We start from the raw sequence: 21,367 nt of genomic DNA, 5'->3' as shown, positions 1-21,367 counted from the left end.
ACCCGAGGAGCCAGACGATGCCGATGGACGCGCGCGAGATCGAGGCGATGATCCGCGAGGCCCTGCCCGACGCGCAGATCGAGATCAAGGATCTCGCCGGCGACGGCGACCACTACGCCGCCACCGTCATCTCCTCGGCCTTCCGGGGCAAGACCCGCGTCGCCCAGCACCAGATGGTCTACGGCGCGCTCCAGGGGCGGATGGGGGGCGTTCTCCACGCTCTTGCGCTGACGACGGGCGTCCCCCAGGATTGAGGGGCGAACGCGGGACCGAGGGCCCGATGGATCACCCGAGCCTCTACGACGACGACATCGTGACCTGGGCGGAGACGCAGGCGGCGGCTCTGCGCGAGCTCGGCGCGCGAGCGGATTCTTCGAACGCCGTCGACTGGGAAAACGTCGCCGAGGAGATCGAGAGCGTGGGACGGTCCCAGATCCACGCCGTCGAGAGCCTCCTCGCGCAGATCCTGTCGCATCTCCTCAAGCAGGTCTCGGCACCGGCAGCGCGTGCGAACATCCACTTGCGCCAGGAGGTCCTGACCTTCCACGCGGCGGTCGTGGTCCGGTATGAGAATTCGATGCGTCAGCGAATCCGCTGGGATCAGACCTGGAAGTTGGCACAGACCATCGCCAATTCCGGTCTCATCGCTTACGGCGACGCGCTGCTGCCACGCCTTCCGGAGGCGTGCCCCATCGCGCTGGAGGAGATTCTGGCTCAGCCGATCGACATCGATGCAGCACTTCGCCGGATTGCGGATGCGACGTCCCAGCATTGACCCGCGGCGTTCGTCCGAAGGATCATCCAGCGCGACGGATCAATCCAAGTGACCGACAAGGAAGGCCCCATGACCGACGTCAATGCCACCATCGAGACCGAGATCAAGTCGCAGGACGTGGTCGTGTTCATGAAGGGCACGCCGCAGTTTCCGATGTGCGGCTTCTCGGGTCAGGTGGTCCAGATCCTCAACTACCTCGGTGTGCCGTTCAAGGGCGTGAACGTCCTCGACGACATGGCGATCCGCGACGGCATCAAGGCCTTCTCCAACTGGCCGACGATCCCGCAGATCTACGTGAAGGGCGAGTTCGTGGGCGGCTGCGACATCACCCGTGAGATGTTCCAGTCGGGCGAGCTGCAGCAGTTCCTGTCCGAGAAGGGCATCCCGGTGAAGACCGCCGCGGCCTGATCGGCTCCGGAACGGTCCCCGACGAAGGGCGCCGCGGGCGCCCTTTTTCTTGGCGGACGGGAAACGTTGGCGCGCGTCGCGGCTTGCCTCGTGCAGGACCTCCTCCGGCAGGTCCCGTCACGGGGGAATGTTCCCATGCGCGATGTCGTCATCGTCGGAGGGGGCCCGGCGGGCCTCAATGCGGCTCTGATCCTCGGGCGCTGCCGACGCAGCGTGCTCCTCTGCGACAGGGGCGAGCCTCGTAACGCCGCCACCCCCCGCACCTGGGGGGTCTTCACCCGCGACGGCACCCCGCCCTTCGCCCTGCGGGAGGCGGCGCAGGCCGATCTGGAGCGCTACCCGACGGTGGAGCGGCGTGCCGTCGAGGTGGTGGAGGCCACCCGTCTCGACGGCGCCTTCGAGGTTCGGCTCGCGGACGGCACGCGCGAGCGGGCACGCCGCCTCATCCTCGCGACCGGTCTCCACCAGGATCTGCCGGATGTGGATGGCTTCTCCCGCTACTGGGGGACGGGGGTCCATTCCTGCCCCTATTGCGATGGCTACGAAGCCCGCGACCACGCCGTCGTCGCCTACGCCCATGGCCCGTCCGCCAAGGGGCTCGCCCTCGAGCTGACGGTCTGGAGCCGGGACGTCACCCTCTGCACGGACGGGCACGGGCTGGACCTGTCCGAAGAGGATCGCGCCCGGCTCGACCGCCACGGCATCCGGATCATCGATGCGAAGCTCCGCCGGCTCGTCGGCGACGAGGCGGGCCCGGAGCGCCTCGAATTCGAGGATGGCGGCGCGATCCCCTGCCGCGCCGTCTTCCTGATGCCGGCCGAGTGCCGGCCCTCGGACCTGATTCGCGGCCTCGGCTGCGAGCTCAAGCAGAACGGCACGGTGCCGACCCGCGATTACGAGCGGACCAACGTGCCCGGGCTGTTCGTGGCGGGCGACGCCTCGCGGCGCGTCCAGTTCGCGGTTGTCGCCGCCGCCGAGGGGGCGATGGCCGCCTTTGCCGTCAACACCGAGCTGATCCGCGAGGATACGCGCTGACGGCATCGTGGCGGGGACGATGCGCGGACTTGCGGCGTTGAGCCGACATCCCCCTCGGAGGCCCGTCCCGCATGTCCCCCATCGTCCATCCCCATACGCCCCGCGTCGCGGTCGCCTGCGGCTGCGAACTCGGCGAGGAGATCCTGTGGGACGCGCGCTCGGGCACCCTGGTCTGGGTCGATATCGAGAACCCGGCCGTCTGGCGCCACGACCCCGAGACGGACGAGACGCACCGCCTTCCCCTCGACGAGAAGCTGAGCTTCGCACTGCTCACGCCGGATCCGCAGCGGGTCATCGCCGGCTTCAAGTCGGGCGTCGCCTGTCTCGACCTGGAGAGCGGCGCGCGCACGGATCTCGTGCGGCCCGAGCCGTACCCGCCGGGCAACCGGCTCAACAGTGGCAATGTCGGGCCGGACGGCGCCCTCTGGTTCGGCAGCATGGATGATGGCGAGACGGAGCCCACCGGCGGGTTTCACCGCTGGGACGGGGAGCGCCTGCTGGATTTCGGCGGCTCGGCGGCGGTCACGAACGGCCCCGTGGTGAGCCCGGACGGGCACCGCCTCTACACGATCGATACGGGCAACGGAGTCGTGCGGGTCCACGACCTAGACGGCACCCGGGTCGGCGAGCCGCGACCGCTCATCACCTTCGAGCCGGGCTGGGGCAAGCCCGACGGCCTGACCCTCGACGCCGACGGCTACCTCTGGATCTGCCACTACGCCGGCTCGCGGATCACGCGCTTCGCGCCCGACGGGCAAGTCGAGCGCATCCTGCCCGTGCCGACGGCGCTCGTCACCAAATGCGCTTTCGGAGGCGCCGACCTCTCGACCCTCTACATCACGACTTGCCGCCGCGGGCGCGATCCCGCCCTCGACCCGATGGCGGGGCACGTCTTCCGCGTGGAGACCGAGTTCCGGGGCTTTCCCGCCAACATCTATCGCGGCATCGGGACGTAAGGACTGGCGTGAGGGCTGGGCACTCCGTCCCCTTGCGAACATTTGCGGTCATTGCAGGCGGCGGCGGCGAAGCCTTGCGAATGCGGACCAGCACAAGAGTGGGTGCGGTTTCGCACCGCAATGGGGCGGAAGGAATGCGACGATTAATTATTGGTTGACGTGGGACGACTTTCGGAACTTCTACCGACTGTCCCCGTTATCCACATACGGCCGAGCTTATCGCGGCCGTCCGCCGCCCTCTCGTCACCGCCGGTGCGAGGAAGCCATGCCTGTTTTCGACGCGAAGAACCTGGACAGCGATTTCGAAGGGCAGGCGCTTCTGACGGCGCTTCTGCATCCCACGCGGGCCGAGCAGGCCCGGGCGCGCATCAACGGCCGCCGCCGCGCCATGCGCGCCGCGACGATGGCCGAGGCGATGGCGGTCGAGCCGCGCTTTCCGGTGCGCTCCGACGACCTCGCCGCGACCCCGGTCCCGACGACCTGAGGCGACGTCCGGTGCTCACCACGCTTGCGAGGTGATCAGGCCCTGACGCGTGACCACGACCCAGTCGCGCCCGCGCCGCTCCACGGCCTCGACCTTGCCCACGCCCGGCACCGTGTCTCCCGGCGCGACCTCGACGAGGCGCCGCCGCTTATCCTCCAGCATCGCCGCTCCGTCATAGACGTCGCGCAGGGCCCAGCCCTCGACGATCGCCGGCTTCGGCTTCTCGGGAATCGCCCCCGTCTGCGCCGGCTCGGACTTCGGCGCCGGGGTCGGCACCGGTGCGGGCGCAGCGGCCACGGCCGGCGCGGGAGCCGCCGCGGCACGCTTCTCGAGGAGCGTCGAGAGGGCAGCGAGGCGGGTCGCCTGATCGCGGTCCGATGATTCCATGCGCTCGCCGAGCGCGTTCAGGCGCGCCGTCACGGTCTGCTCGACCTTGGTCAGGCGCTCGGTCACGCCTGTCGCGCGGGTCTTGGCGTCGCCCCGGGCGGCCTCGGTCGCGTCGCGCAGAGCCGCCAGGGAGCGGCCCAGCCGCTCGATCTCGGTGTTCAATCGCGCGGCCTCGACCCGGTTGGCCTCGAGGCCCGCCAGAACCTCGGTGAACGCGCCCGCCATGCGCTCCGGCCGCGGCGCCGAGAGCGTGCTGGCGCCGGCGCCGACGAGCGTGCCGAAGGCAAGCGCCGCGCAGGCGATGCCCGCAACACGCGCGTCGAGCTTGACCTTCGGCCTGAACCGGGACGCCGTCGCGGTGGCCTGCGGGACTGCTGCCGGAGCCTCGACCTTCGCCGGCTCCGGCTTTGCGGCGCCCGAGACGATCGCCTTGAGCTGCTCCTCCGGTGACGGGGCGCTCGGGGCTGCGGGTTTCTCGGCGCTCGTCTGGGTGCCCGATGGGATCATGGCTCTCGTCCCGGCCGCTGCTTGTCGATGGATCACGAAAGCTTTGGTTAAGGACGTTTGTTTACCGAAAGGTTACCGGCCGCCGCGCGTACGAAGACGGGCGGAGGCCGTGCCTTCAGGCCGCGAGCCCGCGCTTGCGCAGCAGGGGATCGATGCTCGGCAGGCGGCCGCGGAAGCCGGTATAGGCGGCGCGCGCATCCCGCAGGTTGCCGGCCCCGTAGACGTAGCGGCGCAGCCGCGCTGCGGTCTCCGGGTGGAAGATGTCCCCCGCCTCGCGGAAGGCGTCGAAAGCGTCGGCGTCGAGCACCTCGGACCAGAGATAGCTGTAATAGCCGGCTGCGTATCCGTCGCCCGAGAAGATGTGCGCGAAATGGGGCGAGCGGTGCCGCATGCCGATCTCGGCGGGCATCGCGATGCGGCGCAGAGCGTCCGCCTCGAAGGCCGGCACGTCGAGCCCGTCCTCGGCCGCCGCGGAGAGGTGAAGCGTCATGTCGATGATCGCCGAGGCGGCGTACTCGACGGTCGCGAAACCCTGGTTGAAGGTCCGGGCGGCGAGCAGCCTCTCCAAGAGGGCCTCCGGCATCGGCTCCCCGGTCAGATGGTGGCGGGCATGCGCCCGCAGCACCTCGGGTTGCTCCAGCCAGTGCTCGTAGAGCTGCGAAGGCAGTTCCACGAAGTCGCCCGAGACGGCCGTGCCGGAGAGGAGCGGGTAGGTCACGTCCGAGAGGAGCCCGTGCAGGGCGTGCCCGAACTCGTGGAACAGCGTGCGGGCATCATCGAAGGAGAGGAGCGCCGCCTCGCCGGCCGGCGCGCGGGCGAAGTTCATCACGTTGACGATGATCGGCGTCACCGTGCCGTTGAGCCGCTCCTGCGAGCGGAAGGCGCTCATCCAGGCGCCGCTGCGCTTCGAGGGCCGCGCGAAATAATCGCCGAGGAACAGTCCCACCTCCGAGCCGTCCGCGTTCGAGACGCGCCACGCCCGCACGTCGGGATGGTAGCGCGGGAATTCGGGCAACTCCTCGAAGCGGAGGCCGAACAGGCGGCCCGCCGTGTCGAAGGCCGCCGCGATCATGCCCTCGAGCGGCAGGTACGGCTTCACCTCGCTCTCGTCGAGGTCGTGCTCGGCCCGCCGCAGCTTCTCCGCGTAGTGGCGCCAATCATGGGCCTGCAGGGCGAAATTCCCGCCCTCCGCCTGGATCAGCGCCTGGAGGCGCTCGCGCTCCGCACCCGCCCGCTGGCGGGCCGGCGTCCAGACGTCGCGCAGAAGTTCCATCGCGGCGTCCGGCGAGCCCGCCATCGTGTCGTCGAGCTTGAAATGGGCGAAGCTCTCGTAGCCGAGAAGCCGCGCCCGCTCGGCGCGCAGCGCCACGATCTCGGCGATGATCGCGCGGTTGTCGGTCGTTCCGCCCATCTCGCCCCGCCGGGTCCAGGCTTCGTAGGCGCGCTCGCGCAGGTCGCGCCGGGTCGAGAAGACGAGGAAGGGCTCGATGAGGGATCGCGAGAGGGTGATCACGTGGCTGTGCCGGCCGCCGCGCTCGGTGGCGGCGCTCGCGGCGGCGGCCCGCAGGAAGGGAGGCAGGCCGGCAAGATCCTCCTCCCCGGAGAGCGGCAACTCGAAGCCGCTCTCGTCGGCGAGGAGGTTCTGGCTGAACTGCGTGCCGAGTTCGGCCATCCGCGCCGCGATCTCGGCGACGCGCGCCTTCGACTCGGGGCCGAGGTCGGCGCCCGCGCGGCGGAAGCGGGTCCGGTAGCGGTCGAGCACCCGGTGCTCCTCCTCGCTCAGGGGCTCGGCCGCCGGATCGACCGCCGAGATGCGCGCCCAGAGGTTCGGGTTCAGGTAGATGGCGCTGCCATGCCGGGCGAGGCGCGGGGCGATCGTGCGCTCGATCGCCTGCAAGTCCTTGTTCGTGTGGCTGCCCGTCAGGTTGAAGAAGACCGAGGCGACCCGGTCCAGGGCGAGGCCCGCGCGCTCCATCGCGCCGACCGTATTGGCGAAGCTCGGCGGCGCCGCGTCGCCGACGATCCGCCCGATCTCCGCCTCGTGGGCGGCGAGGGACGCCTCGAAGGCCGGGAGGTAATGCTCGGGCCGGATCCGCTCGAAGGGGGGCAGGCCGTGGGGCGTGTCCCAATCCGCCTCCGAGAACGGGTTGCCGGGTTCGAGGCCCTGCAGCCCGGCTGCGGTCTGTCCTGCGCTCATTCCGGTCCTCGATCCTGTCGGCGGGCGACGCGCCCCGTACGGTGCCCGGCAAGATAGGGGCCGGCCTCCCGGCCTGCAAAGGCGCGGGGTCCGGTTCAGGCTCGCACGACGTGCTCCCGGAGGAAGGACAGCGTCAGCGCCGTCGCCTCGGCCTCGGCCCGCGCGTCGAAAGTGTGGGCCTGATCGGGGTAGAGAGCGATGCGGCAGCGCCCGCCCGCCGCGGCCACGCCCTCAGCGAGGCGCCGCGCGTGGCTCGGCGGGACGAGCACGTCGCGGGCACCGTGCTGAACGAGGACCGGCGGAAAGACCAGCGGCCGGTCCGCGATCTCCGGGGGCAGGAAGGCGGAGCGCAGGCTCAGCCCCGCCGCGCCGCCGGCGTCCAGCGCCACCGCGAGGGCGAGAGCGCCGCCGAGGGAGCGCCCGATCAGGGCGATGCCGCCCGGCGCCGTCCGGCGCACCTGCTCCAGGAGCGACGCCAGGCCCTCCCGCCACGCGGCGAAGTGGCGGGCGATCTCGGAGAAGCCCGCCCGCTCCTGGCCCGTGCGCAGGAGATAGTGCGGCAGGAGCACCGTGAAGCCCGCCCCCGCGAGCGACGCCGCCTCCTGGCGGACGGGGCGATTCGGACCCGCCCCTTCGGCGTCGTGGAGCAGAATGATCGTGGGCGTTGTAGCGCCGTCCTTGCCGACGGGGCGGAACATCTCGATCGTCAGCAGGTGGCCCGCGCATGTCAGCGTCTCGCGCGTTCCGGCCTGAGGGGGTTTGTCTGGCATGCGTATGCGTCGTTCTCCCGTCCGGCGGATCGTCCCCGGAGCAGCCGGTTCCAGCGGTCTGATGCTCCTCGCCGCACTTCTGCTTGGCATGGCTGCCACGTCCGGCGCGAGAGCCGAGCCCGCCCGTGGCGCGGGGGCACCGGCTGTCGCGACACCGCTGCCGCCGGAGCGCCCCGACGAGCTGAAGCCGGCCGCCCCCTCTCCCGAGGTGCCGCTTCCCCCGGAGCGCCCGGCCGAGCTGAAACCCTCCGTGCCGGAGCCGGCCCCGGCGGCCGAGGCCCCGACGCTGCCACCGGCTCCGCCGCCCCTCCCCCCGGCCCGGCCGGCCGAGCTCTCGGGCGAGGCGGCGCTTGCCCTGAAGGTCGCGGCGCCCGACGACGGCGCCTGCCGGGTCCGCCTGAAGCGGCTCGGCGCCGCCTTCGAGCCTCTGCCGCGCCTGGAGAGCGGGCAGTGCGGGGCCGCGAGCCCGCTCAGGCTCACGGCGCTCGAGGGCATCGCGCTGCCGCAATCCGCCACCCTCGTCTGCGGCGCCGCCGAGGCGCTGGCCCGCTGGGCGACCGAGGTCCAGGCCGTGGCCGAGGCCGAGCTCGGGAGCCCGCTCAAGGCGATCGCCATCGGAACGTCCTACGAGTGCCGCGGGCAGAACCACGACCCCGACGCCAAGCTCAGTGAACACGCCTACGCGAACGGCATCGACGTGATGAGCTTCACGATCGAAGGGCGCGCGCCGATCACGGTCGGTCCCCTGCCGAACGGGACGCCGGAGGCGCGCTTCCTGGCGGCGGTGCGCACCCGCGCCTGCGGCTTCTTCCGCACGGTGCTCGGCCCCGGCTCTGACGCCGCCCACGCCAACCATCTGCATCTCGACGAGCGCGAGCGCAGCGCCGGTCACCGCCTGTGCCAATGAGAGCCGGAACGCTCTGAGCGCCCTGCGGATTGATCGCCCGGGGCGCTGCCGCCTCCGGAGGGATGTCGGGCCATGTCGGCTGGGTTTGCGTTGCGGGCGGGCGTCGCCCTGGTCGGGCTTCTCGCCCTCGCCGCGCCGGGCCTCGCGGCGCCGAAGCGGGAGGAATCCCCCACGCTCACGCGCGATGCGGTCAACGCCGCGGCGCCGGAGGCGCCGGGCGCGGAAGCCAAGGACAAAGGCGGCAAGGACAAGGCAGCCAAGCCGGAGCGGAAGGGCGCGCGCAAGGACGAGGATCCCGACCCGCTGATCGTGAAGGCGCAGGTCCTCCTCGACCGCGCCCGCTTCTCGCCCGGTGCCATCGACGGGCGCCAGGGCGACAATTATCGCGGCGCGCTCGCGGCCTTCGCCAAGGCGCAGGGGCTGCCGGAGCCGAAGAGCCTGACGCCCGAACTCTTCGAGAAGCTGCAGGCCGCCGGCACCGGCCCGGTGATCGCCGAGTACACCCTCACCGAGGACGATGTGCGCGGACCCTACGTGGAGAAGATCCCGGCCAAGATGGAGGAGCAGGCCGAACTCGACGCGATGCACTACACCAACCCGCGGGAGATGCTGGCCGAGCGCTTCCACATGAGCCGCGACCTCCTGAGCGCGCTCAACCCTGGCGCGGCCCTCGACAAGGCCGGGACGGTGGTCGCGGTGGCGGCGGTACCGCCCCTGGAGCGCGGCAAGGTGAAGGCGAAGGATCTGCCGCAATCGCCGAAGGTGACCCGCATCGAGATCGACAAGTCGAGCCGCGACCTGCGGGCCTTCGACAAGGACGGCAAGCTCATCGCCTATTATCCGGCCTCGATCGGCAGCGACGAGAAGCCGGCACCGAGCGGCGAGGCCAAGGTGAAGGGCGTCGCGTTCGAGCCTGACTATACCTACAACCCGAAATATCAATTCGCCGGCGTGAAATCGAAGACGAAGTTCTCGATCCATCCGGGGCCGAACAACCCGGTCGGCGTGGTCTGGATCGACCTGTCGATCCCCTCCTACGGCATCCACGGCACACCGGAGCCCGAGAAGGTGGGCAAGACGGAATCCCACGGCTGCATCCGGCTGACCAACTGGGACGCGCGGGACCTCGCCCTCCACGTCGAGCGCGGAGCGAAAGTCTCCTTCAAGGAGGAATGAGCGATCCCCCAACCCCGCGGGCCGCATGCCCGCGGCAGGCCCTGATCTGGGTTAATGCGGGATCGTTCCGCGTGATGAAGCTGTGTGCCCGGGCCTGCTCGCCGGACCCGGGGGACGGGACATGCCGCGCTACTTCTTCGACATCAACATCTGCGGCAACTCCGCCCTGGACCGCGAGGGCGTGGTGCTCGCCAACGACGAGGCCGCCCGCCTCGCGGTGGCCAGCGTCCTCCACGACGTCGCCCTCGCGACCCTCCCCTCCGGCAGGGCTCAGGTCTTCGTCGCCACGGTGCGCTCGCACGAGCGCGGGGCGCTCTTCCGCACCACCATGACGCTCGCCACGGAGCGTGTCGGCGCGGCCGCCCTCATCGCCTGAGGAGCGCGAGAAGGGCCAGCATCGCGGCGTCGCAGAGGAAGGCGAGCGCTGCGGTCGCGAACGTTCCCTGCAGCATGGGGACCATGTTCTGGTTCTGCAGGCCGGCGACGACCGGCGTCCCGAGGGTGGGCGCACCGGCCAGCGCCCCGACCGCGACCGTCGCGACAGCGAGGACGAGCGCCGTTCGCACCGCCTCGACGATGCCCGGTGCCGCGAGCGGGATCTCCACCCGGCCGAGAACCTGGACGCGCGTGAGGCCGATCGCCCGGGCGGCCTCCCGCGCCTCGTGCGAGACCCCCTCGATCGCCGAGACCGTCCCGCGCAGGACAGGCATCAGCCCGTAGAGGACGAGGGCGAGGAGCGTCGGCGGGCCGCCGAAGCCGAGAACGGGCAGCGCGAGCGCCACGACCACGACCGGCGGCACCGCCTGCGCCGCTGCCGCGATGGCGTCGATCCCGCCGCGGAGGGGCGCGGCCGCCTCACGCGTCGCGAGGATGCCGAGCCCGATGCCGAGGATCGCGGTGAGGGCGAGGCCCGTGGCGGCGAGGGCGAGGTGGTTCAGCGCCAGCGCCGACAGGTGGGCCGGGCTCAGCGCGCGCCGCGGCGCCTCGCCGAGGGCGGCCGCGAGGCGGGAGGCGACGGTCGGGTGGGCGCAGGCGCCGAGGACGAGCCCCGCGGCGGCGAGCCCGAGGGCGGGGCGCAGGCGGCGCAGGAGGGTCATGGCGGGGACCTCATGCGCGCCGCCTCCGCACTGCGTCCTCGGCCCGGCCGAGGGCGGTCTCGGCCGCCAGCGACAGGCCCACGACAGGAAGGGCGCCGAGGAGGATGAGGTCCGGCGCGAATTGTGCCATGCCCTCGAACACGATGCGGCCGAGGCCGCCCGCGCCGATCAGCGCGCCGAGCGTGGCGAGCCCGATGCTCTGCACGCTCGCGACCCTCAGCGCCCCGATCAGGGTGGGCGCGCCGATGGGCAGGCGCACGCGCCGGAGGGTCTCCGCCCGGGTCAGGCCGAGCCCCGCGGCGGCGTCGAGCGTCGCAGGATCCGGCGCCCGAAGGGCCTGGTTGATCCCGCGCCAGAGCGGCAGCAGCAGGTAGGCCGCCACCCCGAGGATCGCGGGCGTCGGGCCGAGCGCGCCGATCCCGAAATCACGGAGCGCCGGCATCCAGCGCAGGAGCCCCGCCAGCAACGCCACCAGGGCTCCGAACAGGGCGACCGCCGGGACGACCTGCACGCCGCCCAGCAGACCCTCGACGAGCCCCTGGCCGCGCCGCCACAGCGCCAGGAGGATCGCGCCGGATATCGCGAGGAGCAGCGCGCCGCCCGCGAGGATCAGGTGCTCGCCGAGTGCGCTCAGGAGAACGCCGCGGCGCGCGCGGAACTCGACGACGAGGGAGAGCCCGTCGAGGATGCCCTGCCGGTACGCGAGGAGCAGGAGCAGGGCGAGGCCGGCCGCGAGTGCCGGGCCGAGCCCGGGCAGCGCCGCCCGGCGCAGGGCGAGGCCGAGGCCGCCCCCGATCAGGGCCAGCGCGATCCAGGCGCCGCTCGCGAGGCTCGCCCGCGCGGCCGGGGGGCGCCCGGCGAGCAGGTCGGAGGCGGTGGCCCCGAGTCCCGTCGCGAGCAGGCAGAGGGCCGTGGCGAGAAGAGCCGCCGCGGCCAGCGCCACGCGGCGCGAGGGATGCGCGCGGAACACCAGGGCCGCCGCAACGACGAGGCCCGCCGCGGCGTGCGCCCCGAGGCCGACCATCTGAGACGCGTAGACCGGGTCACCCAAGGCGAGGCGGTTTCCGGCGGTCGCGAGGAGCGGCAATCCGTAGAGCGCGGCGAGGAACAGACCGGCCGCGGCCGGCGCACCGATGCGGGCGACGCCGCGCACGGCGCGCAGGCCCGTCGCGTCCCGTGCGCGGCGCGAGCGAGGGTCCGGCCGGCCCGTCATCCCGGTCGTCATCCGATGTCGCCGCGCTCGATCAGAAATGCCCGCGCCACGCTCTCGGCCGGCTCCCCCTCGACGGTGATGCGGGCGTTGAGCCGCCGCAGCGTCTTCGCGTCGAGGGCGGCGAACAGCGGTTCGAGCTTGCCCGGGATGCCCGGATGGCGCGCGATCACCTCGGCGCGGGCGACGGGCGCCACCTCGTAGACGATCTGCGCGCCCTTGGGATCCGACATCACGACGAGGTCGAGGGCGCCGAGGGCGCCGTCGGTGCCGTAGACCATGCCGGCATTGACGCCGCTGATGCCCTGTGCGGCCGCCCGCGCCGTCACCGCGGTGTCGCCGCCGGGCAGGCTGATGATGCGGTCGAACGGCATGGCGAAGCCGTAGGCCGCCTCGAAGGACGGCAGGGCGGCCGGGCTCTCCACGAACTCGGTGGAGGCGGCGAGCCGGATCAGCCCGCGCCGGACCGCGCCGGCGAAATCCGCCATGCTGACGAGGTTTTCCCGCCGTGCGAGGGTGCCGCGCACGGCAATGAGCCACGTGTTGTTGGCCGGCGCCCTGCGCAGCCAGACGAGGCCGCGCCCCGCATCCGCCGCGCGGATCGTGGCGAAGGCGCGTTCCGCATCCTTCCAGGCCGGATCGGATTCCGTGCCCGTGAAGAAGGCGCCGTTGCCCGTGTATTCGGGATAAAGGCCGATCTCGCCGGAGAGGAGTGCCGTGCGGACGATCAGGGTCGGCCCGAGGCCTAGACGCCGCTCGACCGGGATCCCGAGATCCTCCAGGCACAAGGCGATCATGCTGGCCGTGAGCGCGCCCTCCGTGTCGCTCTTCGAGGCGACGACGACGGGCCGCCCGTCGGCAGCCTGGGCACGGCGCAGGAGCGGCAGGCAGGCGGCGCCCGCCAGCACGTGCCGGCGGGTGGGCCGGCCCGCTCGACCGATCGACGGTTGCATCCTCGGAGCACGATGCACGGTTGCAGCACCGGTGTGAGAAAATGTATCAGAGCGTAACATTGCGCCGTTAAGCCTCGCTCGCGGAACGGCCCGGGCGCTTGACACGCCCGGCTTTACGGGCGACGGCTCGAAGGGTTCCGGGCCTTGTTCCGGGGGGCGCCCGGCGCATTCGCGACGGGAGGCACCGCGGTCGTCGATACAACCACGACCTTCGCAGGCAGCGTCCCGGCCTCGGGACGAACCCAAGGGAAGACCATCCGGCGTGAGTGCGGAAGCTAACGACGATCTGCTCAACGGGGCCCGGGTGCTCGTCGTCGAGGATGAGGCGGCGATCTCCATGCTGCTCGAGGACATGCTGCTCGATTTCGGCTGCACGGTCGTCGGCCCCGCGGCGCGTCTCGCGACCGCCCTGGAAATGGCGGAGGGAGAGACCTTCGAGGTCGCGATCCTCGACGTCAACGTCGCGGGCGAGCCGATCTATCCGGTGGCCGAGGCGATCGTGAAGCGCGACCTGCCGCTCGTCTTCTCGACGGGCTACGGCGGGGCCGGGATCCGCGAGCCCTTCCGCGACCGTCCGGTGGTGCAGAAGCCGTTCAGCCAGGCGGATCTCAAGCGCACCCTGATCTCGGCGATCAGCGCGGCGCGGCGCTAGGACGCCAGCCTAGAGACCTTCGATCGGAAACGCGTCGACGAGGTGCACGGGCCACGCCCCGTGCTCCAGGAAGACGGCGTCGGCCCGGAAGGTCAGCCCCGCGAGATGCGGGTTGCGGCCGAGCCACGCGCGCACCGCCCGCGAGAACCTCTGCTGCTTGCGGTGGCCGATCGCCTCCTGCGCCGCGAGGAGCGTCGGGCGGGCCTTCACCTCGACGAACACGACGTTGCGCCCGCGCCGAACGATCAGGTCGATCTCGCCGCCCGAGGCCGAGAAGCGCCGGGCGAGCGGGCGGTATCCCTTGATCGAGAGGAGCGCCAGGGCGATGACCTCCGCGCGCAGGCCGCGCCGGTAGGCGGCGCGCCGCCGCGCCTCCGCCCCGTCAGGACGCATCGGGACCGCGCCGGGCGAGAACGAGGGCGCGGGCGTAGACGATGCGCCGGGGCTGCCCGGTCTCGTCGGCGACGAGGCTCGCCGCGTCCTTGATCGAGTGGCGCTCCAACGCGGCGACGAGCGCGGCGTCGAGGGCTGCATCCGCATCCTCGGAGGGCGCCTCCTCGGGGCTCGCGCCGATCACCACCACCACCTCGCCCTTCGGCGGCCCCTCCTCCGCGAAGAGCGCGCTGAGGCTGCCGAGCGTGCCTCGGCGGATCGTCTCGTAGAGCTTCGTCAACTCGCGCGCGACCGCGGCGGGCCGGGCGCCGCCGAGCGTCTCGGCGGCGTCGGTCAGCATCTCGGGCAGGCGGTGGGGGGATTCGAACAGCACCAGGGTGCCGGGGATCGCACCGAGCGCCGCGAGGCGGTTGCGCCGCGCGCCAGACTTCTGCGGCAGGAAGCCCTCGAAGAAGAAGCGGTCCGTCGGCAGGCCCGCCGCGACGATGGCGGTCATCACGGCCGAGGGGCCGGGGATCGGCGTGATCGCGAGGCCGGCCTCGATCGCCGCCTGCACGAGCTTGAAGCCGGGATCCGAGACGAGCGGCGTGCCGGCATCGGAAACGAGCGCCAGGGCCTCCCCGGCCTTCATGCGCGCCACCATCCGCTCGCGCACCGCGGCGTTCGAATGCTCGTGATAGGCCACGAGCGGTGTCGTGATCCCGTAATGCATGAGCAGCGTTCGGGTGACGCGGGTATCCTCGGCGAGCACCGCATCGGCGGCGGCGAGCGTCGCGAGGGCCCGGAAGGAGACGTCGCGCAGGTTGCCGATCGGCGTCGCGACGATGTGCAGCCCCGGCTCGATGGGCTCGGCCTCCGCCGCGAGGCCGAAAGCGGTGAAGGTGGCGGGCGGCCTCGGCGCCCCGTGTTCGGGGCGGCGGCCGGGCTTGTCGATTCGCTGGGTCATCGCTGTGGACATTGCCACGGCGCGCAGGCCCGGCGGAATGGTCCGTGACTTGCGCGCACTATTGCTTTGGCCGCATGCATCCTATCCCTTCAAGTACGCTCGAGCGCACGGGCCACCGCGGAGGACAGCACGGATGGCGCGATCCCGACCCGGCCTCGGCGGCATCGGCCGCCTCGTCGCGGCCCTGCCGCTGCTCGCCCTCTCCGCCTGCATCGGCGGCCCGGACGGCCCGCGGACGGCCCGCACCGCGCCGCCGCCCGAGGCGGGGACGGCTTCCGCCTCGGCGCCGGGGCGGATCGGCAACGGTGCGGTCAAGGTGGCGCTCGTCGTTCCCCTGAGCGGCCAGGGCGCGGCCCTCGGGGCCGCCCTGCGCAACGCGGCGGAACTCGCCATGGAAGAGTTCCAGCAGCCCGACCTGCAGATCCTGGTGCGCGACGATAGGGGCACGCCGGAGGGCGCCCGCGAGGCTGCCCAGGGCGCGATCAGCGAGGGGGCGGAGCTGGTGCTGGGGCCGCTCTTCGCCGCGAACGTGCAGGCGGCCGCGGGGCCCGCCCGAGCGGCGGGCAAGCCGGTCATCGCCTTCTCGACGGACGCCACCGTCGCGACGAAGGGCGTGTACCTGCTGAGCTTCCTCCCCCAATCCGAGGTCGACCGGGTCGTGGAGGAGGCGGTGGCGAGCGGCAAGCGCTCCTTCGCGGCGCTCATCCCCGAGAACAGCTACGGCAACGCCGTCGAGGCACAGTTCCGCGAGGCGGTGGCGCGCAAGGGCGCGCGCCTCGCCGGCCTCGAACGCTACGCGCCCGGCGCGCCGGAACCGGCGGTCCAGCGGCTCGCCGGCGTCATCTCCGGGCCGGCCGCGCAGGCCGACGCCCTGTTCCTGCCCGAGACCCCGGACGGGCTCGCCGTCGTGGCGCCGGCCCTGCAGAAGGCCGGGTTCTCGCCCGCGCGGGTGCGCCCCCTCGGCACGGCCGTCTGGAACGAGCCCAGGGTCTTCGCCCTTCCCGCGCTCCAGGGGGCGTGGTTCGCCTCGCCCGACCGCGCGGGGTTCGGAGGCTTCGCGGGCCGGTATCAGGCGCGCTTCGGCGCCAGCCCGCCAAGGGTCGCCTCGCTGGCCTACGATTCGGTCTCGCTCAGCGCGGCGCTCAGCCGCCAGTACGGCTCGCAGCGCTTCGCCGAGGGGACGCTGACGAACGGCGCGGGCTTCTCCGGCATCGACGGCACCTTCCGCTTCCGTCCGGAGGGACCGAGCGACCGGGCGCTCGCGGTCTACGAGATCCGCAACAACGCCGCGACGGTGGTGAGCCCGGCCCCGCGGACCCTCGGCAAGTCCGGGACCTGAGGCGGGCTCCTCAGGCACCGCCGATCAGCACGGCGCCCGCCGCGATCACGATGCAGGCTGCGACGCGCCCCGCTGTCAGCTGCTCGCCGAGCACGATCCGCCCGAGAAAGGCGGCGAAGACGACGCTCGTCTCGCGCAGGGCCGAGACCGCCCCCATCGCACCGCGCTGCATCGCCCAGATCACCGCCGCGTAGTCCGCGGACGAGATCAGGCCGCCGCCCACAGCCTTCAGAGCCTCGCGGGCCGTGACGTCGAGCACGTCGGCGCCGCGGCGCAGGACGAGCCAACCGGGCTGGATCAGGTGGAAGCAGAACATCGCCGCCGAATAAGCCTGCCAGTCGCCCGATTCCCGCACGCCGAGCCCGTCGACGAGCGTGTCGGCGGCGATCGTGGTGCCGGTCGCGAGCGCGGCGCCAAGGCTCGTGCGGCCGAGGCTTCCCCGCGCGACGGAAAGGGCCAGAATGCCTCCGCTCACGAGGGCGATGCCGAGGAAGGTGCCGGGAGCCGGCCGCTCGCCCGCCGCGATCGCCGCGCCGAGGGCGACGATCATGGGGGATGAGCCGCGGGCGATCGGGTAGGTCTCGCCGAGATCGCCGCTGCGGTCGGTGGCGACGAGGAGGAGGTTGTCGGCGAGCTGGATCACGCCGGCGGCGGCTAGGGAAACGCCGCCGGCACCGGCAGGCCGTAGAGCGAGAGGCCGGCGAGCCCGGGCAGGCCCCTGGCGAGGTTCATCACCGCCATCGACCCGAGGCGGTCGGAGCCGCCGCGGAGCAGCGTGTTCCAGGCCGCGTGCAGGAAGGCCGCGAACAGGACGAGGCCGAGGGTGGCCCCCGGCATGGCCGCCGCTCAGGCTGCGAGTTCGGCGACGAGGGCGTTCAGCACCGGCGCCCCCCTCGGCGTTGCCGCAATGCGGCCGGAGGCCAACCGGGCGACGAGCCCGTCCTCGACGAGGGCCGCGAGCCGCACGGCATCGAGCGGGCGGCCCTTGAGCGCGGCGTAGCGGGCCGGGTCGATCCCCTCGGTGAGGCGAAGGCCCATCATCAGGAACTCGTCGCCCTCGTCGGCGGGCGCGAGCGCCTCCGTCTCGGTGATGCCGTGGCCCTCCGCCTCGACGCGGGCGAGCCATGCCTCCGGCGCCCGCTCCGTCACGGTGCCGATGCGTCCGGTCTCCGTCACGAGGCGCCCATGCGCGCCGGGTCCGATGCCGGCATACTCGCCGTAGCGCCAGTAGAGCAGGTTGTGGCGCGATTGCGCGCCGGGCCGCGCGTGGTTCGAGATCTCGTAGGCCGGCAGGCCCGCCCGGTCGCAGACCTCCTGCGTCACGTCGTAGAGGATGCGCGCGCTCTCCTCGTCCGGCGGAACGAGGCGCCCAGCCCTCGCGAGGCCGTAAAAGGGCGTGCCCGGCTCGATGGTGAGCTGGTAGAGGGACAGATGCTCGGCCGCCCGCGCGATCGCCTCCGTCAGCTCAGCGCGCCACGCCTCCGGCGTCTGCGCCGGCCGGGCGTAGATCAGGTCGAAGGACGTGCGCTCGAAATGCGCCTGCGCGGTCCGCACCGCGTGGAACGCCTCCTCGGCCGTGTGCAGGCGCCCGAGGCCCTTCAGCGAGGCGTCGTCGAGGGCCTGCACGCCGAGGGAGACGCGGTTGACGCCTGCCGCGCGGTAGCCGCGGAATCGGCCCGCCTCGACGCTCGTCGGGTTGGCCTCCAGGGTGATCTCGACATCCGCCGTCATCCCCCACGCGGCCTCGACCGCTTCCAGGAGGCCCGCCACCGTCTCCGGTCGCATCAGCGAGGGCGTACCGCCCCCGAGGAAGACGCTCGACACGCGCCGCCCGGGCGTGCGGGCGGCGACATGCGCGATCTCGGCGCGGAAGGCCGCCAGGAAGCGCGGCTCGTCGACCGGCGCCTGCCGGACGTGGCTGTTGAAGTCGCAATCCGGGCACTTCGAGGCGCAGAAGGGCCAGTGCAGGTAGACGCCGAAGCCGGCGTCGCGGGTCGGGTGATCGATCAGCATGGTGTCACCGGCCCCTGCGGGCCCGTTGCTCGAAGCCGGTTCACGGCCGGCGCAGGCAGGCCTCCGCCAAGGTCACGAAGGCACGCGCCCGATGGGAAAGGGCCTTGCCGCTCTGCCAGTCGACGCCGTGCTTCTCCTCCGAGGAGATCTCGCCGAAGGTCCGCTCGAACCCGTCCGGCCGGAACATCGGGTCGTAGCCGAAGCCAGCCGTGCCGCGCGGCTCGACGAGATCGCCGAAGACCCGGCCCTCGAAGAGCTCGGTGTGGCCGTCCGGCCAGGCGAGGACGAGGGCCGAGACGAAATGCGCCCGGCGGTTCGTGGCGCCGCGGCGCTCGAGCTCGGACAGGATGCGGGCCATCGCGCCGGAAAAGTCCTTCGCCGGTCCCGCCCAGCGGGCCGAGAACAGGCCCGGCGCCCCGTCGAGGGCGTCGACGCAGAGCCCCGAATCGTCGGCGAAGGCGGGCAGGCCCGACGCTTCCGCCGCGGCGAGCGCCTTGATCGCCGCGTTCTCGGCGAACATCGTGCCCGTCTCCTCGGGCTCGGGCAGGTTCAGATCGCCCGCCGACACCGCCTCGACGCCGAAGGGCGCGAGCAGCTCGCGCATCTCGACGAGCTTGCCCGCGTTGTGGGTCGCGATGACGACGCGGCCCGAGAGGATGCGGTGGCTCACGCGGCCGCCCCCGCCAGAACCTGCTTCTGGAGCGCGACGAGCTGGCCCACGCCGCCCTTGGCGAGGCGCAGGAGCTCCAGCAGTTCCTCTTCCGAGAACGGCTTGCCCTCGGCGGTGCCCTGAACCTCGACGAGGCCGCCGGTGCCGGTGATCACGAAATTCGCATCCGTCTCGGCGGCGGAATCCTCGGCGTAGTCGAGGTCGATGACCGGCGTGCCCTGGTAGATGCCGCAGGAGACCGCCGCCACGTGGTCGCGCAGCGGGTTGACCGAGATGATCGAGCGCTTCTGCATCCAGGCGAAGCAATCGTGCAGCGCCACCCAGGCGCCCGTGATCGCGGCTGTGCGGGTGCCGCCATCGGCCTGGAGCACGTCGCAATCGACCGTGATCTGACGCTCGCCGATCGCCGGCAGGTTCGTCACCGCGCGCAGCGACCGGCCGATCAGCCGCTGGATCTCCTGCGTGCGCCCGGAGGGCTTGCCCGAATTCACCTCGCGGCGGGTGCGGTCGTGGGTCGCGCGCGGCAGCATGGCATATTCGGCCGTGACCCAGCCCTTGCCGGAGCCGCGCAGCCACGGCGGCCCGCGCTCCTCCAGGGAGGCCGTGCACAGGACCTTGGTCTCGCCGAAGGTGACGAGGCACGACCCCTCCGCGTAGCGCGCCACGGCGCGCTCGAGTGTCACCTTGCGCAGCTCGTCGGCCGCGCGCTTCGAGGGCCGCATGCCACTCTCCCCGTCCTGTCGGATGTCAGGGCTGCGCTCATAGGCCGGCCCGGCGGAGGCGGCAACCCGCACGGCCCCTCCCCGCAGCGCTCCCTTGCAGATGCCGGCCGCGCGGGCCGGTATTGAGGACAGGTCTTGTAGAGTCTCCATGCGCTCCGGGCGGGACGCTGCGGCCCCGCGGCGCGGGCGGCACGGTTGATCCGCGGCCTGAGCGGCGACACAATCGGCGGTCAGGACAAGAACCCGGTGACAGAAACTCCCCGCTCCCTCTCCTCCCCGCAGCAATTCCAGGCGCTCGCCGCGATGAACGAGCGCGCCCGCGAGATCTTCCGGCAGATCGTGGAGAGCTATCTCTCGACGGGAGAGCCGGTCGGGTCGCGCAATCTCGCGCGCATCCTGCCGATGACCCTGTCGCCGGCCTCGATCCGCAACGTGATGGCGGATCTGGAGCATGCGGGCCTCATCTTCGCGCCCCACACCTCGGCCGGGCGGCTGCCGACGGAGCAGGGCCTGCGCTTCTTCGTCGACGCGATGCTGGAACTCGGCGATGTCGGGCGCGAGGAGCAGGCGCTGATCGAGGCGCAGATGCGCGCCGCCGCCTCCCGCCACACCTTCGATTCCGCGCTCGCGGAGGCCTCGACGCTGCTCTCGGGCATCTCGCGCGGCGCGGGCGTCGTCGTGACGACGAAGCAGAACGTGCACCTGAAGCACATCGAGTTCGTGCGGCTCGACCGGGACCGCGCCCTCGTCGTCCTCGTCTCGGACGACGGCTCGGTGGAGAACCGCCTCCTCGACCTGCCGGCGGGTCTGCCGACCGGCGCGCTGCAGGAAGCCTCGAACTACCTCAATGCCCGCCTGCAGGGGCGCACCCTCGGGGCGCTGCGCGCCGAGATCGAGGCCGGGCGCCAGGCGATGAAGCGGGAACTCGACGTCATCACCGAGCGCCTCGTCGATGCGGGGCTCGCGACCACGGTGGGGCCGTCCGACGCGCGCCAGCTCATCGTGCGCGGGCAGGCGAACCTGCTCGACGATCTCAGGGCGGTCGAGGATCTCGAGCGCATCCGCCTGCTCTTCAACGATCTGGAGACGCAGAAGGACGTGATCGACCTGCTCGCCCGGGCCGAGGGCGGCGAGGGCGTGCGGATCTTCATCGGCTCGGAGAACAAGCTGTTCTCGCTGTCCGGCTCGTCGATGATCGCCGCGCCCTTCCGCGACGGCTCCCAGAAGATCGTCGGCGTGGTCGGCGTGATCGGGCCGACGCGGCTCAACTACGCCCGCATCGTGCCGATGGTCGACTACACCGCCCGCGTGGTCTCGAAGCTCCTCGACGGAGGGCGGTGAGAAGGTTCGGGCGGCGCCGGAGCGCCGCCCGGTACCGGTTCAGGCCGGGATGACGTCGATGATCTCGTAGGTGTCCGGATCGATGATGACGATGTCGTCCTCGACCAGGATGAAGCGATAGCCGCGATAGGCCGGGACCAGGGTCAGGATCGCCGGCGGCAGCGCGTGCAGCGTCACCGAGCGCGGGATCGCGGTGCCGACGTTGAGGCTGAAGTTCACGCTGCGCACCGGCGAGACACCGAGCCTCGTGACCGACTGGCGGAACTCCGTGCGCTGGCGCGTGTCGAGGCGGTTGACGGCGCCGCGCGCCTCGCTCCGCCCGCCACCGCGCTCGGCCGCGCCCTCGCGCCCGCCGCGTCCGTCACGGTCGGCTCCGCCGCGTCCATCGCGGTCGCCCCGCTCCGCTCCACCCTCGCGGCCACCGCGCTC

General features: G+C 72.3%; 26 protein-coding genes. 12 read left to right on the top strand and 14 right to left on the bottom strand.

What is annotated here, in order from left to right; all coding sequences use genetic code 11:
- Positions 1-17 precede the first annotated feature (17 nt).
- The 6 genes from E1J50_RS12685 to E1J50_RS12660 all read left to right on the top strand — a co-directional run bounded on the left by E1J50_RS12685 (position 18) and on the right by E1J50_RS12660 (position 3,658).
- Positions 18-254, top strand: a complete 237-nt coding sequence (locus tag E1J50_RS12685) for a BolA family protein (protein ID WP_109886983.1) — start codon at positions 18-20, stop codon at positions 252-254.
- Positions 255-280: 26 nt separating this feature from the next.
- Positions 281-775 carry a DUF29 domain-containing protein gene (locus tag E1J50_RS12680; protein ID WP_132254146.1) on the top strand — a complete coding sequence of 165 codons (495 nt, stop codon included), beginning with the start codon at positions 281-283 and terminating at the stop codon, positions 773-775.
- Positions 776-844: 69 nt separating this feature from the next.
- Positions 845-1,183: a Grx4 family monothiol glutaredoxin gene (gene grxD, locus E1J50_RS12675; RefSeq protein WP_132254144.1), complete on the top strand. Its 339-nt coding sequence runs from the start codon at positions 845-847 to the stop codon at positions 1,181-1,183.
- A gap of 135 nt (positions 1,184-1,318) precedes the next feature.
- A complete protein-coding gene (locus tag E1J50_RS12670) occupies positions 1,319-2,218 on the top strand; it encodes an NAD(P)/FAD-dependent oxidoreductase (RefSeq protein ID WP_132254142.1) in 900 nt (299 codons plus the stop codon).
- Between the two features lie 71 nt (positions 2,219-2,289).
- Positions 2,290-3,174: an SMP-30/gluconolactonase/LRE family protein gene (locus E1J50_RS12665; protein WP_132254140.1), complete on the top strand. Its 885-nt coding sequence runs from the start codon at positions 2,290-2,292 to the stop codon at positions 3,172-3,174.
- Between the two features lie 265 nt (positions 3,175-3,439).
- The gene (locus tag E1J50_RS12660) at positions 3,440-3,658 is read left to right on the top strand and encodes a hypothetical protein (protein ID WP_132254137.1); all 219 of its coding nucleotides are present in this window, start codon (positions 3,440-3,442) and stop codon (positions 3,656-3,658) included.
- Positions 3,659-3,673: 15 nt separating this feature from the next.
- Here E1J50_RS12660 and E1J50_RS12655 read toward each other — a convergent pair whose 3' ends face one another.
- The 3 genes from E1J50_RS12655 to E1J50_RS12645 all read right to left on the bottom strand — a co-directional run bounded on the left by E1J50_RS12655 (position 3,674) and on the right by E1J50_RS12645 (position 7,519).
- A complete protein-coding gene (locus E1J50_RS12655; RefSeq protein ID WP_132254135.1) occupies positions 3,674-4,552 on the bottom strand; it encodes a hypothetical protein in 879 nt (292 codons plus the stop codon).
- 115 nt (positions 4,553-4,667) lie between these two features.
- The gene (locus E1J50_RS12650; protein WP_132254132.1) at positions 4,668-6,749 is read right to left on the bottom strand and encodes a M3 family metallopeptidase; all 2,082 of its coding nucleotides are present in this window, start codon (positions 6,747-6,749) and stop codon (positions 4,668-4,670) included.
- Between the two features lie 95 nt (positions 6,750-6,844).
- Positions 6,845-7,519 (bottom strand): dienelactone hydrolase family protein, encoded by a 675-nt coding sequence (locus E1J50_RS12645; protein WP_165937852.1) that lies wholly within the window; start codon positions 7,517-7,519, stop codon positions 6,845-6,847.
- An 88-nt stretch (positions 7,520-7,607) separates the two neighbouring features.
- Between E1J50_RS12645 and E1J50_RS12640 the strand changes: the two genes are divergently transcribed.
- The 3 genes from E1J50_RS12640 to E1J50_RS12630 all read left to right on the top strand — a co-directional run bounded on the left by E1J50_RS12640 (position 7,608) and on the right by E1J50_RS12630 (position 9,978).
- Positions 7,608-8,426, top strand: coding sequence for an extensin family protein (locus E1J50_RS12640; RefSeq protein ID WP_245516558.1), 819 nt, complete (start codon positions 7,608-7,610; stop codon positions 8,424-8,426).
- A 72-nt stretch (positions 8,427-8,498) separates the two neighbouring features.
- Complete coding sequence (locus E1J50_RS12635) at positions 8,499-9,602, top strand: L,D-transpeptidase family protein (protein WP_132254125.1); 1,104 nt, start codon at positions 8,499-8,501, stop codon at positions 9,600-9,602.
- Positions 9,603-9,723: 121 nt separating this feature from the next.
- The gene (locus E1J50_RS12630) at positions 9,724-9,978 is read left to right on the top strand and encodes a DUF6894 family protein (protein ID WP_132254123.1); all 255 of its coding nucleotides are present in this window, start codon (positions 9,724-9,726) and stop codon (positions 9,976-9,978) included.
- On the opposite strand, the gene E1J50_RS12625 is transcribed toward E1J50_RS12630, so the two are convergent.
- From E1J50_RS12625 to E1J50_RS12615, 3 genes are read right to left on the bottom strand one after another with little or no spacing between them, the layout of a single operon-like run.
- The gene (locus E1J50_RS12625) at positions 9,968-10,690 is read right to left on the bottom strand and encodes an ABC transporter permease (RefSeq protein WP_425374929.1); all 723 of its coding nucleotides are present in this window, start codon (positions 10,688-10,690) and stop codon (positions 9,968-9,970) included. The two genes, E1J50_RS12630 and E1J50_RS12625, sit on opposite strands and share 11 nt — an antisense overlap.
- Before the next feature lie 19 nt (positions 10,691-10,709).
- Positions 10,710-11,924 (bottom strand): ABC transporter permease, encoded by a 1,215-nt coding sequence (locus E1J50_RS12620; protein WP_245516557.1) that lies wholly within the window; start codon positions 11,922-11,924, stop codon positions 10,710-10,712.
- Positions 11,921-12,862 (bottom strand): ABC transporter substrate-binding protein, encoded by a 942-nt coding sequence (locus tag E1J50_RS12615; protein WP_132254118.1) that lies wholly within the window; start codon positions 12,860-12,862, stop codon positions 11,921-11,923. The genes E1J50_RS12620 and E1J50_RS12615 overlap by 4 nt, the downstream gene beginning before the upstream one ends.
- 262 nt (positions 12,863-13,124) lie before the next feature.
- Between E1J50_RS12615 and E1J50_RS12610 the strand changes: the two genes are divergently transcribed.
- Positions 13,125-13,514, top strand: coding sequence for a response regulator (locus E1J50_RS12610; protein ID WP_132254116.1), 390 nt, complete (start codon positions 13,125-13,127; stop codon positions 13,512-13,514).
- 9 nt (positions 13,515-13,523) lie between these two features.
- Here the strand turns inward: E1J50_RS12610 and E1J50_RS12605 are convergent, their stop codons facing one another.
- Together E1J50_RS12605 and rsmI are read right to left on the bottom strand one after the other, a co-directional pair.
- A complete protein-coding gene (locus tag E1J50_RS12605) occupies positions 13,524-13,907 on the bottom strand; it encodes a YraN family protein (RefSeq protein ID WP_132254114.1) in 384 nt (127 codons plus the stop codon).
- Positions 13,897-14,853 carry a 16S rRNA (cytidine(1402)-2'-O)-methyltransferase gene (gene rsmI / locus E1J50_RS12600; RefSeq protein ID WP_132254112.1) on the bottom strand — a complete coding sequence of 319 codons (957 nt, stop codon included), beginning with the start codon at positions 14,851-14,853 and terminating at the stop codon, positions 13,897-13,899. Before rsmI ends, E1J50_RS12605 begins: the two co-directional genes overlap by 11 nt.
- Positions 14,854-14,986: 133 nt before the next feature.
- Here rsmI and E1J50_RS12595 point away from each other — a divergent pair, with 133 nt between their 5' ends.
- Positions 14,987-16,192 carry a penicillin-binding protein activator gene (locus E1J50_RS12595; protein WP_132254109.1) on the top strand — a complete coding sequence of 402 codons (1,206 nt, stop codon included), beginning with the start codon at positions 14,987-14,989 and terminating at the stop codon, positions 16,190-16,192.
- A 10-nt stretch (positions 16,193-16,202) separates the two neighbouring features.
- Here the strand turns inward: E1J50_RS12595 and E1J50_RS12590 are convergent, their stop codons facing one another.
- From E1J50_RS12590 to rph, 5 genes are read right to left on the bottom strand one after another with little or no spacing between them, the layout of a single operon-like run.
- Positions 16,203-16,835 carry an EamA family transporter gene (locus E1J50_RS12590; protein ID WP_207919198.1) on the bottom strand — a complete coding sequence of 211 codons (633 nt, stop codon included), beginning with the start codon at positions 16,833-16,835 and terminating at the stop codon, positions 16,203-16,205.
- An 11-nt stretch (positions 16,836-16,846) separates the two neighbouring features.
- Positions 16,847-17,029 (bottom strand): hypothetical protein, encoded by a 183-nt coding sequence (locus E1J50_RS27815; protein WP_207919197.1) that lies wholly within the window; start codon positions 17,027-17,029, stop codon positions 16,847-16,849.
- A gap of 9 nt (positions 17,030-17,038) precedes the next feature.
- Positions 17,039-18,205 carry a radical SAM family heme chaperone HemW gene (gene hemW, locus E1J50_RS12585; protein ID WP_132254107.1) on the bottom strand — a complete coding sequence of 389 codons (1,167 nt, stop codon included), beginning with the start codon at positions 18,203-18,205 and terminating at the stop codon, positions 17,039-17,041.
- Between the two features lie 40 nt (positions 18,206-18,245).
- Positions 18,246-18,875: an RdgB/HAM1 family non-canonical purine NTP pyrophosphatase gene (gene rdgB / locus E1J50_RS12580; protein ID WP_132254105.1), complete on the bottom strand. Its 630-nt coding sequence runs from the start codon at positions 18,873-18,875 to the stop codon at positions 18,246-18,248.
- Positions 18,872-19,597, bottom strand: a complete 726-nt coding sequence (gene rph, locus E1J50_RS12575; RefSeq protein ID WP_132254102.1) for a ribonuclease PH — start codon at positions 19,595-19,597, stop codon at positions 18,872-18,874. Before rph ends, rdgB begins: the two co-directional genes overlap by 4 nt.
- Before the next feature lie 303 nt (positions 19,598-19,900).
- On the opposite strand from rph, the gene hrcA reads away from it, so the two are divergent.
- On the top strand, positions 19,901-20,938 hold the full coding sequence (gene hrcA / locus E1J50_RS12570; protein WP_245516560.1) for a heat-inducible transcriptional repressor HrcA: 1,038 nt from the start codon (positions 19,901-19,903) through the stop codon (positions 20,936-20,938).
- Positions 20,939-20,977: 39 nt separating this feature from the next.
- Here hrcA and E1J50_RS12565 read toward each other — a convergent pair.
- The coding region (locus tag E1J50_RS12565) for a DUF1236 domain-containing protein (RefSeq protein WP_132254098.1) at positions 20,978-21,367 on the bottom strand (390 nt) is incomplete at its 5' end.

The sequence above is a fragment of the Methylobacterium segetis genome, assembly GCF_004348265.1.
Classification (GTDB): domain Bacteria; phylum Pseudomonadota; class Alphaproteobacteria; order Rhizobiales; family Beijerinckiaceae; genus Methylobacterium; species Methylobacterium segetis.
Note: the sequence above shows the minus strand (reverse complement) of the source record. Positions and strands in the feature narration are given on the sequence as shown.

What these genes read in the sequence shown, in the direction of transcription:
- E1J50_RS12680 (WP_132254146.1), top strand. Translation starts at nt 281, where the DNA reads ATGGATCACCCGAGCCTCTACGACGACGACATCGTGACCTGGGCGGAG.
- rsmI (WP_132254112.1), bottom strand. Translation starts at nt 14,853, where the DNA reads ATGACCCAGCGAATCGACAAGCCCGGCCGCCGCCCCGAACACGGGGCG.
- rph (WP_132254102.1), bottom strand. Translation starts at nt 19,597, where the DNA reads ATGCGGCCCTCGAAGCGCGCGGCCGACGAGCTGCGCAAGGTGACACTC.
- E1J50_RS12670 (WP_132254142.1), top strand. Translation starts at nt 1,319, where the DNA reads ATGCGCGATGTCGTCATCGTCGGAGGGGGCCCGGCGGGCCTCAATGCG.
- hemW (WP_132254107.1), bottom strand. Translation starts at nt 18,205, where the DNA reads ATGCTGATCGATCACCCGACCCGCGACGCCGGCTTCGGCGTCTACCTG.
- E1J50_RS12650 (WP_132254132.1), bottom strand. Translation starts at nt 6,749, where the DNA reads ATGAGCGCAGGACAGACCGCAGCCGGGCTGCAGGGCCTCGAACCCGGC.
- E1J50_RS12645 (WP_165937852.1), bottom strand. Translation starts at nt 7,519, where the DNA reads ATGCCAGACAAACCCCCTCAGGCCGGAACGCGCGAGACGCTGACATGC.
- E1J50_RS12655 (WP_132254135.1), bottom strand. Translation starts at nt 4,552, where the DNA reads ATGATCCCATCGGGCACCCAGACGAGCGCCGAGAAACCCGCAGCCCCG.
- E1J50_RS12595 (WP_132254109.1), top strand. Translation starts at nt 14,987, where the DNA reads ATGGCGCGATCCCGACCCGGCCTCGGCGGCATCGGCCGCCTCGTCGCG.
- E1J50_RS12685 (WP_109886983.1), top strand. Translation starts at nt 18, where the DNA reads ATGCCGATGGACGCGCGCGAGATCGAGGCGATGATCCGCGAGGCCCTG.
- E1J50_RS12640 (WP_245516558.1), top strand. Translation starts at nt 7,608, where the DNA reads ATGGCTGCCACGTCCGGCGCGAGAGCCGAGCCCGCCCGTGGCGCGGGG.
- grxD (WP_132254144.1), top strand. Translation starts at nt 845, where the DNA reads ATGACCGACGTCAATGCCACCATCGAGACCGAGATCAAGTCGCAGGAC.
- E1J50_RS12665 (WP_132254140.1), top strand. Translation starts at nt 2,290, where the DNA reads ATGTCCCCCATCGTCCATCCCCATACGCCCCGCGTCGCGGTCGCCTGC.
- E1J50_RS12615 (WP_132254118.1), bottom strand. Translation starts at nt 12,862, where the DNA reads ATGCAACCGTCGATCGGTCGAGCGGGCCGGCCCACCCGCCGGCACGTG.
- E1J50_RS12630 (WP_132254123.1), top strand. Translation starts at nt 9,724, where the DNA reads ATGCCGCGCTACTTCTTCGACATCAACATCTGCGGCAACTCCGCCCTG.
- E1J50_RS12660 (WP_132254137.1), top strand. Translation starts at nt 3,440, where the DNA reads ATGCCTGTTTTCGACGCGAAGAACCTGGACAGCGATTTCGAAGGGCAG.
- E1J50_RS12635 (WP_132254125.1), top strand. Translation starts at nt 8,499, where the DNA reads ATGTCGGCTGGGTTTGCGTTGCGGGCGGGCGTCGCCCTGGTCGGGCTT.
- E1J50_RS12620 (WP_245516557.1), bottom strand. Translation starts at nt 11,924, where the DNA reads ATGACGACCGGGATGACGGGCCGGCCGGACCCTCGCTCGCGCCGCGCA.
- hrcA (WP_245516560.1), top strand. Translation starts at nt 19,901, where the DNA reads ATGAACGAGCGCGCCCGCGAGATCTTCCGGCAGATCGTGGAGAGCTAT.
- E1J50_RS27815 (WP_207919197.1), bottom strand. Translation starts at nt 17,029, where the DNA reads ATGCCGGGGGCCACCCTCGGCCTCGTCCTGTTCGCGGCCTTCCTGCAC.
- E1J50_RS12605 (WP_132254114.1), bottom strand. Translation starts at nt 13,907, where the DNA reads ATGCGTCCTGACGGGGCGGAGGCGCGGCGGCGCGCCGCCTACCGGCGC.